The 13,408-nt window shown below is 45.6% G+C and carries 11 protein-coding genes; 7 read left to right on the top strand and 4 right to left on the bottom strand.

Features of this window, described 5'->3' with window-relative positions; genetic code table 11:
* The first annotated feature begins 167 nt into the window (after positions 1-167).
* Together CUR83_RS02220 and CUR83_RS02215 are read left to right on the top strand one after the other, a co-directional pair.
* Positions 168-896 carry a DUF4442 domain-containing protein gene (locus CUR83_RS02220; protein WP_212563970.1) on the top strand — a complete coding sequence of 243 codons (729 nt, stop codon included), beginning with the start codon at positions 168-170 and terminating at the stop codon, positions 894-896.
* Positions 897-983: 87 nt separating this feature from the next.
* On the top strand, positions 984-1,460 hold the full coding sequence (locus CUR83_RS02215; RefSeq protein WP_284718980.1) for a RidA family protein: 477 nt from the start codon (positions 984-986) through the stop codon (positions 1,458-1,460).
* Between the two features lie 147 nt (positions 1,461-1,607).
* Here CUR83_RS02215 and gspE read toward each other — a convergent pair whose 3' ends face one another.
* Positions 1,608-3,161, bottom strand: coding sequence for a type II secretion system ATPase GspE (gene gspE / locus CUR83_RS02210; protein ID WP_284718979.1), 1,554 nt, complete (start codon positions 3,159-3,161; stop codon positions 1,608-1,610).
* Positions 3,162-3,545: 384 nt separating this feature from the next.
* On the opposite strand from gspE, the gene CUR83_RS02205 reads away from it, so the two are divergent.
* Together CUR83_RS02205 and CUR83_RS02200 are read left to right on the top strand one after the other, a co-directional pair.
* Positions 3,546-4,328, top strand: coding sequence for a thiazole synthase (locus CUR83_RS02205; protein ID WP_201587609.1), 783 nt, complete (start codon positions 3,546-3,548; stop codon positions 4,326-4,328).
* A gap of 134 nt (positions 4,329-4,462) precedes the next feature.
* Positions 4,463-5,890 (top strand): WS/DGAT/MGAT family O-acyltransferase, encoded by a 1,428-nt coding sequence (locus tag CUR83_RS02200; RefSeq protein WP_212563973.1) that lies wholly within the window; start codon positions 4,463-4,465, stop codon positions 5,888-5,890.
* A 57-nt stretch (positions 5,891-5,947) separates the two neighbouring features.
* Here the strand turns inward: CUR83_RS02200 and CUR83_RS02195 are convergent, their stop codons facing one another.
* The gene (locus tag CUR83_RS02195) at positions 5,948-6,775 is read right to left on the bottom strand and encodes an inositol monophosphatase family protein (RefSeq protein ID WP_071003709.1); all 828 of its coding nucleotides are present in this window, start codon (positions 6,773-6,775) and stop codon (positions 5,948-5,950) included.
* 353 nt (positions 6,776-7,128) lie between these two features.
* On the bottom strand, positions 7,129-9,186 hold the full coding sequence (gene dxs / locus CUR83_RS02190) for a 1-deoxy-D-xylulose-5-phosphate synthase (protein ID WP_284718978.1): 2,058 nt from the start codon (positions 9,184-9,186) through the stop codon (positions 7,129-7,131).
* Between the two features lie 533 nt (positions 9,187-9,719).
* Between dxs and ribA the strand changes: the two genes are divergently transcribed.
* The 3 genes from ribA to CUR83_RS02175 all read left to right on the top strand — a co-directional run bounded on the left by ribA (position 9,720) and on the right by CUR83_RS02175 (position 12,149).
* On the top strand, positions 9,720-10,379 hold the full coding sequence (gene ribA, locus CUR83_RS02185) for a GTP cyclohydrolase II (RefSeq protein WP_252962663.1): 660 nt from the start codon (positions 9,720-9,722) through the stop codon (positions 10,377-10,379).
* Positions 10,380-10,386: 7 nt separating this feature from the next.
* A complete protein-coding gene (gene hemF / locus CUR83_RS02180) occupies positions 10,387-11,385 on the top strand; it encodes an oxygen-dependent coproporphyrinogen oxidase (RefSeq protein WP_252962664.1) in 999 nt (332 codons plus the stop codon).
* A 290-nt stretch (positions 11,386-11,675) separates the two neighbouring features.
* On the top strand, positions 11,676-12,149 hold the full coding sequence (locus CUR83_RS02175; RefSeq protein WP_186475199.1) for a c-type cytochrome: 474 nt from the start codon (positions 11,676-11,678) through the stop codon (positions 12,147-12,149).
* A 270-nt stretch (positions 12,150-12,419) separates the two neighbouring features.
* Here CUR83_RS02175 and CUR83_RS02170 read toward each other — a convergent pair whose 3' ends face one another.
* Positions 12,420-13,391: a mechanosensitive ion channel family protein gene (locus CUR83_RS02170; RefSeq protein ID WP_284718977.1), complete on the bottom strand. Its 972-nt coding sequence runs from the start codon at positions 13,389-13,391 to the stop codon at positions 12,420-12,422.
* Positions 13,392-13,408: the final 17 nt, after the last annotated feature.

Genomic DNA, 13,408 nt, shown 5'->3' with positions numbered 1-13,408 from the left:
AGCAACACAATATAGATGACTGCTGTTTTATAAGCGCAGCAGTTCATGCTAATAATAGTAGGAAAGCAGCGGTTAATGTACCATAGTGTTTGTAATGGCTTTGCTAACAGTGACTGTTTGCCACTATCAAAAACAACATTCGATTTATCTACGTTAAGGAAATTTGTATGTCAGGATTATTAAAAAAACTGCCCGTCAAGCTGACCAATAAAAAACCAGCCAAAGTCTCTAACAGCACAAGATCATCCATCGAAAAACCCAGCAGCACGCTAAAACCAATCAGTAATCAATTTACCAAACTGTTGTCTGTGACCAAATATCTACCTGCCAGTGCGCGCTCAAGTATTCTCTCAAAAGCCTTTGGCAAAGTTGTACCCTACGTAGGGACAACAGGCGTTTACTATGAAATGGTTGAGCCCAATCAAGTCATCGTCAGTCTAAACAATGTCAAAGCAGTGCAGAACCATATTGGTTCAATCCATGCGGTAGCCATTACTTTACTGGCTGAAACAGCAACAGGCTTCATTCTGGGGTTAAACTTACCCTCTGATCGCGTACTACTGATTAAATCTTATTCCGTTAATTTTTATCGCCCGATCAAAAAAGGTCAAATTGCAGCCGTAGCCAGCCTATCTGATGAGCAGCGCTTACAGATTTTAAATACGCCAAAAGGTGAAATGGTTATCCCTTGCGTCATTGATGACCGTGAATCTGATAGTGACCGCGACCCGATTGTAGTGGAGATGACTTGGGCTTGGATTCCAAAATCTGAACTAGAGGCGCGCCGCCAAGGCAAAGCACATGAAAATGCCTTAGAAAATAATACGGATACTACAGTAGATAACGAGCAAGACGACGCACTCTCTGCAGATGACGAGACTATTAATAACAAATAATCGATTAAACCGACATAACATTTGCTATCTGCATTTTGTGGCGCATCTAGCATGTTTATGATCCATCAATTTAATAAGGAGACAAGGATGTCCAAACTTAGCACCTATTTATCTATCGTACCACTGGTTGCTATGTGCTCATTAGGCTTGGCTGTTGGTGCTAACGCCAATCCAGCGATAGCTCCTGCCGCTAATATTAAATCTAGCCCAACTTTTTTGGGTGATGGCGGTCCCTACCCTTTCTCAGAAGCCGTACGTGTTGGCAATACATTATATATGTCGGGACAAATTGGTGTTAAAGAGGGCAAGTTGGTCAAAGGCGGTATCGACGCTGAAACCAAGCAAACATTAGATAATATCCAGAACACGCTATCCAAATACGGTTATCAAAAATCCGACCTGATAAAATGCACAGCCATGCTGACTGATATGGATGACTTTGATGATTTTAACAAAGTCTATAAGGCAGAGCTGTCCAAACCTTATCCTGCACGCTCAGCGTTCGGCGTATCGGAGTTGGCCGCAGGAGCGAGCGTTGAGATTGAGTGCATCGCTGCCAAGTAATAGCAGTTGAAAACGTTACCCTGTTAATTTCGAAAAAAAAGATCAGATAACTGGCTATTTCGCTCAGTTATCTTTTTCTGCTTTTCAGACATTGCTCTCTAGACACTGTTCTCCAAATACTGTTTCTCATCGTTTATAGCTAAGCATTTATACCAGTATCGTATCATCCGTTAGGGCGCTTTCTTTCGTCACTCTCAGCACCTCTTCTAATGTCGTCCGCCCTTCTATCACTTTACGTAGACCATCCACGCGAATCGATGGTGTCTGCTGGCGAGCATACGCTTCTAACTCATACTCAGCGGTATTACTATGAATCATACGGCGCAGCGTATCATCAACTGGTACGACTTCATATATCGCCGTACGTCCTTTAAACCCTGACTGATTGCATTTATCGCAGCCAACTGGCTTGGGTAGACGAATCGCCTTACTTGCTGCATTTTCAATATCGCTGTCCAATACTTTCTCAATACCAATTTCGGTAAAAAGCTTGGCTTGTTCGGTGTCCGCTGCCTGCCAGCCATGACAATGTGAGCATAAAGTACGCACCAAGCGCTGTGCTACCACGCCGATCAGTGACGACGATAATAAAAATGGCTCAACACCCATATCTTGCAAGCGAGTGACCGCGCCAATCGCGGTGTTGGTATGCAGCGTTGATAAAACCAAATGCCCTGTCAAAGACGCCTGTACAGCGATCTCTGCCGTCTCTAAATCGCGAATCTCACCCACCATCACCACATCTGGATCTTGACGCAACATCGCACGCAGACTTTTGGCAAAGGTCATATCCACCTTATTATTAACCTGTGTCTGTCCGATACCGTCGAGCTGGAACTCAATGGGATCTTCGGCGGTCAAGATATTGCGCGTTTGGTCATTCAAATCAGTCAATGCCGAATATAGCGTGGTGGTCTTACCCGACCCCGTCGGCCCTGTGACCAAAATAATGCCATGCGGACGATGAATCAAGCGCTTCAGCTCGGTATAGTCATTATCAGATAGCCCCAAATACGTCATGTTAAGACGTCCCGCTTGCTTGTCTAGTAGACGCATCACCACGCGCTCGCCAAAGCTCGACGGCAGTGTCGACACACGCACATCAACTTCTCGCCCTGCCAATCGTAAGCTAATACGCCCATCTTGCGGTACACGCTTTTCAGCGATATCCAGCTTGGCCATGACTTTGATACGCGAGACTAATAACGGCGCGAGTTGGCGTTTTGGCGTGATGATTTCTTTAAGCTCGCCATCGACTCGAAAGCGAACCACCAAGCGTTTTTCAAAAGTTTCGATATGAATGTCCGAGGCATTTAGGCGAATGGCTTCTGACAACAGCGCATTAATCAGACGAATAATCGGCGCATCATCTTGCTGATCCATCAAATCTTCAGTCTCAGGGACGCTATCTGCTAAACTATCAAGATCCGGATGATCCTCAAGCCCAGCAGCGATATGCTGCGACTCTCCGGTATTACCAGCGTAAGCCGCGTTCATACGTTTTTCAAAATCATCCGAGCTGACACTTTCGTAAGTTGGTACGCCGCGACTGCCTTGCTGCTGCAAAAACCGCACCGCTTCATTAATCGCAGACAGTGGGGTGGCTTTCGTCAATACCAAAGTTGGCGGCAACTCAGGATCAATGGCGAGTATGGCCAAAATCTGATGGCGTTTCGCGAAGCTGTACGGCAACTGCATCATAAAGACAACCTAATAAATAGAGATAGTGTCAAATAGACAATCACACCAAAGCACTGTAAATACACTGAGCTTGACTGACCAAGCCCAAAAAGATTGCAAGTAAGATTGCATGAGTTTGTTATAATAACATTTTGTTTTAGACGCGTATTATTTTATGTGGTCGGCGTTTTTTATGTATCGCCACTCGCCTATTTTTACGGTATATATAGCCAACTTATCATGCGATTTTTTATTTTGCTAACAGTGCGCTATTATTGTCTACTGCACTTTTTTAATATTACTTAGAAATCTCGTTATATTTTTTCTGTCCACCTTGCCCGCTTGCCATTAGGATTTTTAGTTATGTCAGAGACCGTTAGCACTGCTACTCACCCGACACCACTTTTGCAAGATACCTTTACCGTTGGTAGTCGTACCTTTTCCTCTCGCCTGCTGGTCGGTACGGGCAAATATAAAGACCTGAGCGAGACTGGAGAAGCCATTGCCGCTTCGGCAGCAGAAATCGTGACCGTCGCTATTCGCCGTACCAATATCGGACAAAACAGCGACGAGCCAAACTTGCTCGATGTCATCTCCCCTGACAAATACACGATTTTGCCGAACACGGCTGGCTGCTTCGATGCCGAAACTGCCATTCGTACGTGCAAACTTGCGCGCGAGTTATTGGACGGGCACAATCTGGTTAAGCTTGAAGTATTGGGCGATGAAAAAACCCTTTATCCTAATATCACTGAGACCTTAAAAGCGGCGCAAGTACTGGTCGATGATGGCTTTGAAGTCATGGTCTATAGCTCAGATGATCCTATCGTCGCCCAAGAGTTAGAGAGCATGGGCTGCGTCGCTATTATGCCACTTGGTAGCTTGATTGGCTCGGGACTTGGTTTGCTTAATCGCCACACCCTCAGCCTCATCATCGAAAACGCCAAAGTACCTGTGTTGGTCGATGCAGGTGTCGGTACTGCCTCTGATGCTGCGATTGCCATGGAGCTTGGCTGTGATGGCGTTCTGATGAACTCAGCAATTGCCCATGCACAAAACCCTGTGATGATGGCACATGCCATGAAACATGCCGTATGGGCAGGCCGCGCCGCATTTTTGGCAGGTCGTATGCCAATGCGTAAGATGGCAACTGCTAGCTCACCGCAGACGGGCTATTTTTTCCAGTAAGCGCTTGCTCGGGTCAGCCCTAACAAAAAACCGATTATAAAATAATAAGACGGAAATCTGGTTGGGTCAGCACGCCGTCAGCTATCATTTTTATTCATTATCGTTTATTCATTATCGTCATAAAAGGATTTATTATGCGACTTCTCACAGCAGTCGACCAGTTGTTCTTACTTCTTGAGTCGCGTAAACAACCAATGCACGTTGGCGGATTGTTTTTATTTGAATTACCCGAGGGCGCTGATAGCGACTTTGTTTATCAGCTAGTAAAACAAATGCAAGAATCCGATGTACCGCCGAGCTTTCCGTTCAATCAGGTGCTAGAGCATTTGGTGTTTTGGAAAAAAGACAAAGATTTTGATGTAGAGCATCATTTACATCACGTGGCGCTACCGAGTCCTGGGCGTATTCGTGAGCTGTTGATGTATGTCTCAAGAGAGCATGGGCGACTGCTGGATCGTGCGATGCCTCTCTGGGAATGCCATGTCATAGAAGGAATTGAGCCAGAAGTAGAAGGTGGGCCTGAACGTTTTGCTTGGTATTTTAAGATTCATCACTCGCTCGTTGATGGTATCGCTGCCATGCGTTTGGTAAAAAAATCCTTATCACAATCCCCTACCGAACCCGTCTCGCTACCAGTATGGTCACTGATGGCGCGTCACCGTAATCAAATGAATGCTATTTTGCCTGCCGAAAGATCTATCAGGCGCATCATGAAAGAGCAGATATCTACCATCAAACCGGTATTTACAGAACTGATAGACAATCTGAAAAACTATGGTGATGAAGGCTATGTCGGTACGTTTGACGCGCCGATGAGCATTTTGAACAGGCGCATTTCCGCATCGCGTCGTATCTCGGCGCAGTCTTATGACATACAGCGCTTTAATAAAATTGCCGAAAGATTAAAAATCAGTAGAAACGATGTGGTATTAGCCGTCTGTGCTGGCGCTATTCGTCGTTATTTGATCTCAATGGATGCGCTACCCAGCAAGCCGCTGATTGCGTTTGTACCGATGTCACTGCGTACTGATGATAGTATATCGGGCAATCAGCTGTCATTTGTACTAGCGAATTTGGGCACACATTTGGACAACCCATTACGCAGATTGGAGCTGATCCATCGTAGTATGAATAATGGCAAACGTCGCTTTCGCCGTATGAATCAAGCGCAAGTCATTAATTACAGCGTCATCGCCTATGCATGGCAAGGTATCAACTTGGCGACTGGTATCTTTCCCAAAAAACAAGCCTTCAACCTTATCATCTCTCACGTTCCTGGTTCTAAGAAGCCGCTATATTGGAATGGCGCGCGCTTACAATCACTGTATCCCGCTTCTATCGTATTCAACGGTCAAGCCATGAATATTACTTTGGCCAGTTATTTAGATAGAATTGAGTTTGGCATCACTGCTTGCAGTAAAGCATTACCGCGTGTCCAAGACATGCTCATGCTGATAGAAGAAGAGCTACAGTTGTTAGAAACTGTCAGTCAAGAGTTGGCGTTTCAAGGTATTACGGTCGAAGACAAACGCGCTAAAAAAGCAAAAAAGCTGGCTCCTTAACGGAACCAGCTTTTTTATGTTTGACTCGCTCAGCGTTTAAGCCTGCTTATTTTATAATTAGAGCACATCGCCCCAAATTGGCACGACGGTTTGCATCAATGGCTTGAGCAGTTTGACGTTACAAGCAAAGATAGAGCCTGAGGTCATAGAGTTGTGCGCGCCAGTATGATCGACCACCACGCCGCGTGCCTCAGTGACGATAAGCTCACCTGCTGCGATGTCCCAAGGCTTAATCGACATCTCAAAATAGCCATCAAAGCGTCCAGCAGCAACATAACACAAATCAAGCGCCGCTGAACCCAGACGACGTACCTGACCACCAGCTTCAGAGATCTTTTGTAAGCTCTCAAAGTGCTGCTTGGCATAAGAGATCACTTCGCCATTACGCTTACGCTCAAGCGGATGCCCTGTGGTAAAGAAACCACCATCGATGGTTTTGCGTTCGCTGACGTTAATGCGGCGTTGGTTCAAACGTGCGCCTTTACCGCGGCTAGCAGAGAACATCTCGTCACGGACTGGGTCATAAATGACACCGTGCTGCGTCACGCCTTTGTGCTGTACAGCGATAGATACGCAGAACTGCGGTACACCATGAACGAAGTTCTTAGTACCATCTAGCGGATCGATAATCCAGCACCAGTCGGCGTCTTCGCCGCGACCTTCTTGCATACCAAACTCTTCACCCAAAAATGAATGATTCGGATAGCTGGCTTTTAGGGTTTCAATCGTGAGCTCTTCGCTAAAGCGATCGATGCGCGTCACCAGACCATCAAGTCCTTTAGACTCGATATCTAACTCGATTTTGTGACGGTTTTGATGCGCATATAAAATCTCTTTACCAACTTTTTCAGCAGTACGCGCTGCGATGACGACCATGGGTTCCATAAATAACCTATTTGCTTGATGAATGAATATAAAAAATAAAACCAACTCTGTGCCCACAACATGCCAAACAGCCGCCGCATCACACCACATCTATGCGATTAGAAACGTGTCTTTTATAAATAAAAACTTATAAACGACACCCGCATTATACTAAAATTGTTCGATAAAAACGAAAAAACCGTCACGCTGACCAAGCCAGTATTTTGGTGGTCATACAAACTGCGCAAGTTGTAAAAAAGTTGGCACCTACGGCTAGCAGGCGTTTGCTCTGTTTAAAGAGCGAGTATCTGTTTACAGTAATAGCTTTTAAAACAATAATTTGTAAATAATACTGCAAATCTAAAAAGTAAAATTTACGACAAAAGTTGCTTAAGCTGCTTAATAACACCTGCAACATCCAAACCACAATCCGCCCACTGCTCTGCCTGTGAGCCATGCGCAATAAAGCGATCAGCAATACCGATGTTGCCAACAGCTGGACGCTGACGTTTAAAAGCAGCCGATTCATTGAGCAAGTATTCATTCACTGCGCTACCCGCGCCACCCATAACCATATGTTCTTCTATGGTTGCGATATGCGTCACCCCTTGCGCCAGTAAACTCTCAAGCATAGCTGTATCTAACGGTTTTACCCAGCGCATATTAACCACATGTACCTGACACTCTAACGCTGTATCATCACTGGTTAAGCTCTCGGCCGCTTGCTGAGCAGTCGCAACCATCGTCCCAAAAGCCAATAGTGCTAGCTTATAAGGCGCATCATTGCTGCCCAATACTGACTCAACAACGGCTTCACCAATTTTATAATTCTGTGCTGGCTGCTCGATAACGGCGCCTGTACCGGTACCACGTGGATAACGCACCGCCGTACAACCTTGATACTCATAGCAAGTATTGAGCAGATGATAGCATTCGTTTTCATCTTTTGGCGCAGCAATCACCATGTTGGGAATGCAGCGTAAAAAGCTAAAATCAAACACGCCTGCATGCGTGGCACCATCTTCACCAACGAGGCCTGCACGGTCAATTGCAAACATGACATCGAGATTCTGTAGCGCCACGTCATGAATCAGCTGATCGTATCCGCGCTGTAAGAACGTCGAGTAAATCGCCACAATAGGTTTGACACCTTGCGTTGCCATACCGGCCGCTAGCGTGACCGCATGTTGTTCGGCAATAGCCACATCAAAAAAGCGTGTTGGAAAATGACGAGCAAAGTCAATCATGCCCGAGCCTTCTTCCATAGCAGGAGTGATCGCGAGCAACTTATCGTCTTCAGCCGCTTTATCGCATAAGAAGTTACCAAATACTTGCGAGTATTTTAGCGCAGGTTTTGTGTTTTGCTTTAATACTTCTGCAGATTTACTCTGAGACTCATTATGAATCTCTGCTGGTAGCTTACTAATCGCGTGATAGCCGACCGGATCTAGTTCTGCTGGTGCAAAGCCTTTGCCTTTGGTGGTATAGATATGTACCAAAACAGGCCCTTTGACTTGCTTGGCAATTGACAACACACGTAGTAGCTCAGGGATATTGTGTCCATCAAACGGACCAAAATAGGTAAAGCCAATCGCTTTGAATAAGTTATCTTCTAATTGCGGTACATCACGCATCTCTTTGTGACGTTTGCGGCGATCAAATGCTTGCATATCAGGACGCTGGCAAAGCACAGGCTCACCTGACTCAGAGATATCGACTTGGTAGCCCGACTCCCAAAGCATCGCTAAATGCCGCGAAAAACCACCGATAGAACAAGAAATCGACATATCGTTGTCGTTCAAAATGACTAGTAGATCGGCATCTTGTTGGACTGCATCGTTCATGGCCTCAAAAGCCATACCACCAGTCATCGCACCATCACCAATGATACAAGCAACCGTTTGCGCGAGGCCTTGATAGCGCAGCGCCAAGCTCATACCCAAACCGGCTGAGATAGAGGTTGATGAATGCCCAACGCCAAATGTATCGTAGATAGACTCTGCACGCTCTGGGAATGCAGTCAGACCATCTTTTGATCTGATCGTTGCCAGCTGCTCACGGCGACCTGTCAGGACTTTGTGTGCATAGGCCTGATGACCCACATCCCATACAATCTGATCCTGCGGAGCATCAAGTAGGTAATGCAATACAATCGTCAGCTCAATCACACCCAAATTGGCGCCAAAATGCCCACCGCTTTGTCCTGCTGAATACAACAAAAAAAGACGCAGTTCATCAGCCAGCGTAATCAGCTGAGTGGTTGAAAGCGTATTCATATCAGAAGGTGTGTTAATGGCATCAAGCAATGGCGTATGCGGACGCACGCGAGGAATCACAGTATAAGTCTGCTGTAAGCTCGATAGCTGGGCGGCAGAATCAGATACTGATGCAGATGAGGACTGAGACTTTGGGGAATGAAGTGACTGCTGCATAAACCGTACGATACCTACCAATCTGCTGACAAGACGTGTCTCCAATATAGCAATAGCTACAATTGAGAGACGTCAATAATATCTACATCATTATTGATGTAATCGACCATATAATTATTCATGCAACTTTACGTGTATATAGCTGCGCTACGTATCATATGAACACGCTACCACAGTAGATCGTGCCTCAAAACTACGTGCTTTAATACCAAGGACTATTATTATGCCCTATTATTTTGCATCAATATCGGATGTTAGTGACGACATAGTAATGTAAGGATAAAGACTTGTCACTGTATCCACCAAAATAGTATGGCATAATAGCATTTTTTTTTAATTGTCGCTTTAATCATCGTGCGTCGTCTGTGAACTTTGTGTGTTTTTATAATAAATACAATAAGCACGCGTTCTTTATGAAAAGGTTATACTGCTATCATCTTGGCCTTACCGTTCAGGCTAGAATGTTATCGCGGGTTTAATAGCATTATCACAAACCCTTCACCGCCACGACTTTAGGCTTATGCAGGACAGTAATGTCATATCAATTTATCACTAGTGCCAAACTACCCACTCGTCATGGCGAGTTTGATATTCATATCTTTGAAAACGACGAAGGCCAAGAGCATGTCATGCTGACCGTCGGTCTGTCTGTGGTCGATCAAACGACAGCACCTAGCTCAGATGACACGTCGTCGCAAAGACCAATTCCGCTGGTTCGGATTCATTCTGAGTGCCTAACAGGCGATGCGTTTAGCTCATTAAAGTGTGACTGCGGACCACAGCTCAATACTGCCATGCAAGCCATCCAAGAGTCAGGTTGCGGTGCGATTTTGTATTTGCGTCAAGAAGGTCGCGGTATCGGTCTGACCAACAAGATTCGCGCTTATGCCCTCCAAGATCAGGGACACGACACGCTGGATGCCAATCTCATGTTAGGCTTGCCTGCTGATGCGCGTATCTATGATATGTGTGGTCCGATGCTTGCCCATATCAGTGTCAACGCTGTCAGACTCATCACTAACAATCCAAACAAAGTTGCTTATTTGACGGAGCACGGTATTGACGTTGTTGAGCGAGTGCCTTTATTGGTCGGTGTCAACGATATGAACGCTGAGTACCTAGCGACCAAACGCGATCGTATGGGGCACATGCTCGATAAAGATTTTAATACAGCCATACACCTAAATAAATAGATGTCTTATGAGTATTTCAAATATAGATAACCAAGCAGACCTATCAACCGTAGCGTCAGAGACCACGCCAACCAGTCAAGACATCCTGCGCGTACGGGCGTTTTTGGTGGACCTACAGGCTCGTATCTGCGACGCCTTAGAGGCACAAGAACGCGATGGCGGCGGCAATGCAACTTTCGTCCCTGACGATTGGGAGCGCAAAGAGGGTGGCGGCGGTCGTTCGTGCGTATTGACAGATGGCACGGTCATCGAAAAAGCAGGCGTGATGTTCAGTCATATCCATGTCCACAATTTGCCTGCTTCTGCCACTGCACGCCACCCCAATATCGCTGGTCGCAAAGCGCAAGCCATGGGCGTGTCCTTAGTGGTACATCCCAAAAACCCAAATGTCCCAACCAGCCACTCCAACGTACGTTTGTTCGTGGCAGAAGCAGAAGGCGAAGCGCCGATTTGGTGGTTTGGCGGCGGCTTTGATTTGACGCCTTTCTACCCCGTACTCGCTGATTGTGTACACTGGCATCAGGTCTGTCATGATCTATGCGCGCCTTTCGGTGACCATATTTATGCTGATTTCAAACAGTGGTGTGATGAGTATTTTCATCTGCGTCACCGCGATGAGCAGCGTGGTATCGGTGGTTTGTTTTATGACGACGTCAGTACAGAGAGTCGCGGCTGGGACTTTGAGACTTGCTTTAACTTTATGAAGGCCGTTGGCAATGGTTACCTTGACGGTATCATGCCGATTTTTGAGCAGCGTAAAGATATGCCTTATACCGAAGCACAGCGTGAGTTTCAGCTCTATCGCCGTGGCCGTTATGTAGAGTACAATCTGGTCTACGATCGTGGGACTTTATTTGGCTTACAAAGTAACGGCCGTATTGAGTCGATCTTAGTCAGTATGCCACCTCTTGCCAGCTGGCATTATCGGTTTGAGCCGGCTGAGGGCACACCTGAGTTTGAGTTGACTGATTATTATCTCAAGCCGCGTGATTGGTTGGCTCTCTAAGCTTTTTTAAAGCTCAAGAATGTTAGGTTTGAGAGTGTAGGTCAGCGATTATCGTTGGCCTTTTTTATATCTAACAAACGATTTGCTAAAGGGGTTTTATATCATCCGATGATTACGAGGATATAACATTATATTGCTCCCATTCTGCCGATAAACGCTACAATAGTAGAGACTATTTCGCAGCCACTGTGCGCAAAAGAATCTTAAGAAATATTTTTATAATAATATTTGAGGTAAGGCAAGCGTGATAGCGATGCCTACTATTAGCCACGTTTAAAGGAGTAAGTCATATGGCACAGGTTTATACCAAAAAATCTTTGAAATCTTTTTTTAGCATCACCTTAATGGCAGCGGCGCTGGGTTTGACAGCGTGTAGCGGTGCAGGTGACGATCCTGATATCAAAGCGCGCCAAGACAGCATGAAAAGCTGGGGCGATGCGATGGGCGTCATGGGTGATATGGTCAAAGCCCCTGATACCTTTGATGCGGCGGTTTTCAAAGAGCAGGCATCATTCTTGGCAGAAGATGCGGCAAACCCTTGGAGTCACTTTGAAAACCAAGAAGCCATGGGCAACGCGACTGAAGCCGTATGGTCAAATGCTGATGGTTTCAGTGCTGAAGCGGACAACTTTCAAAAAGTGACGGCTGAGCTAAATGCTGCTGCACAGTCGGCTACTAGTGTCGAAGACGTCCAGGCTGCCTTTGGTGAAGTGGGTGCAAGCTGTAAATCGTGCCATACCGAATTTAGAGCAAAGAATGACTAACTTTTTGTACTGGCCTAGTATAATCAATCCTAAATAAAACAGATACATTATATATCAAGGTGGAACTGGTCTAAATTTTCCTTACGTGCTGTGCCTACGCTGCTCGATGCTGCGAAAAATTTATCCCAGTCCCACTGTATCGTTTTTATACTGAATTCACTATAGTTTGTAGAAAGACAAAAAAACCGCCATATCATTGAATATGGCGGTTTTTTATTGCTCAAAAAACATCACGTGAAGACAGCTCTTTGAAATAACGCTCTAAGCAAATTACTCTGTCTCTGCTTTTTTGGCATTATCATCATTAACATTGTCATCTTGCTGCTTATTTATCTGCTTAACAATAGACTTCACCGAAGGATCGCTTAGATCTATCGTACGTATGGGGAATGGAATATTGATATCTGCTGCATCCAGCGCTTTTTTGACTTCTACGATGACTTGATGAATAGAAGCGACTTTATTAGCCTGAGTGCCGTTATCAATAAACCAACGTACTGTCAGATCCATAGAAGAGCCGCCAAACCCTGTCGCAATCACGCTCGGTGTCGCTTTTTTCGATACGCTTTCAACTTTATCCAAAGCTTGTAGAATCTCAGCTTTTGCTGTTTCGATATCGTCTTCATAACCAATGCCCACCGCCACTTGTAAGCGGCGCTGTTTGTAGGCGGTATTGACGGTCAATGCCGAGGTATATAGCTCCGAGTTTGGAATCACTACTTGCCGACCATCATAAGTCTTGATGGTCGTTGCACGGATTTTGATATCTTCTACCGTTCCTTCGTAGTCCCCTGAGACGATTTGATCACCGATACGAAACGGTTCTGAAATCAGCAACAAAATACCAGAGAGTAGGTTTTGAAAGATATCTTTAAAAGCAAAACCAATCGCCACCGAACCAATACCCAGCGCACCGATTAATTTGGCTGGTGTAAATCCTGGAATAGCAACAACCATGGCGATCATAAAACCAATAAACAGAATAAGCGCCCCGCCTATGCGCTGAAACACCTTCACCAAGTTTTGATGACGCACGCGCGCGCCTAAGGTTTTATGCACGACTTTTTTGAAAATAATCGACAACAGCCAAAAAATCCCCAATACAATGAGCGCCGCTATAAAATATGGAATGCGCTCGATAAAGCCACTTGCCAAGTCTTGCGTGGTATAGACCACTTGTTGATAGACGGTCACACCATCGGTTAGCGTGTTCGATAGGCGGCTCACGTCAGGGGTGGGCATAAAGGGTTGCTCCTATT

The organism is Psychrobacter pocilloporae (genome assembly GCF_029872915.1).
Classification (GTDB): domain Bacteria; phylum Pseudomonadota; class Gammaproteobacteria; order Pseudomonadales; family Moraxellaceae; genus Psychrobacter; species Psychrobacter pacificensis.
Note: the sequence above shows the minus strand (reverse complement) of the source record. Positions and strands in the feature narration are given on the sequence as shown.

What these genes read in the sequence shown, in the direction of transcription:
- CUR83_RS02220 (WP_212563970.1), top strand. Translation starts at nt 168, where the DNA reads ATGTCAGGATTATTAAAAAAACTGCCCGTCAAGCTGACCAATAAAAAA.
- CUR83_RS02215 (WP_284718980.1), top strand. Translation starts at nt 984, where the DNA reads ATGTCCAAACTTAGCACCTATTTATCTATCGTACCACTGGTTGCTATG.
- gspE (WP_284718979.1), bottom strand. Translation starts at nt 3,161, where the DNA reads ATGATGCAGTTGCCGTACAGCTTCGCGAAACGCCATCAGATTTTGGCC.
- CUR83_RS02200 (WP_212563973.1), top strand. Translation starts at nt 4,463, where the DNA reads ATGCGACTTCTCACAGCAGTCGACCAGTTGTTCTTACTTCTTGAGTCG.
- CUR83_RS02195 (WP_071003709.1), bottom strand. Translation starts at nt 6,775, where the DNA reads ATGGAACCCATGGTCGTCATCGCAGCGCGTACTGCTGAAAAAGTTGGT.
- dxs (WP_284718978.1), bottom strand. Translation starts at nt 9,186, where the DNA reads ATGCAGCAGTCACTTCATTCCCCAAAGTCTCAGTCCTCATCTGCATCA.
- ribA (WP_252962663.1), top strand. Translation starts at nt 9,720, where the DNA reads ATGTCATATCAATTTATCACTAGTGCCAAACTACCCACTCGTCATGGC.
- hemF (WP_252962664.1), top strand. Translation starts at nt 10,387, where the DNA reads ATGAGTATTTCAAATATAGATAACCAAGCAGACCTATCAACCGTAGCG.
- CUR83_RS02175 (WP_186475199.1), top strand. Translation starts at nt 11,676, where the DNA reads ATGGCACAGGTTTATACCAAAAAATCTTTGAAATCTTTTTTTAGCATC.
- CUR83_RS02170 (WP_284718977.1), bottom strand. Translation starts at nt 13,391, where the DNA reads ATGCCCACCCCTGACGTGAGCCGCCTATCGAACACGCTAACCGATGGT.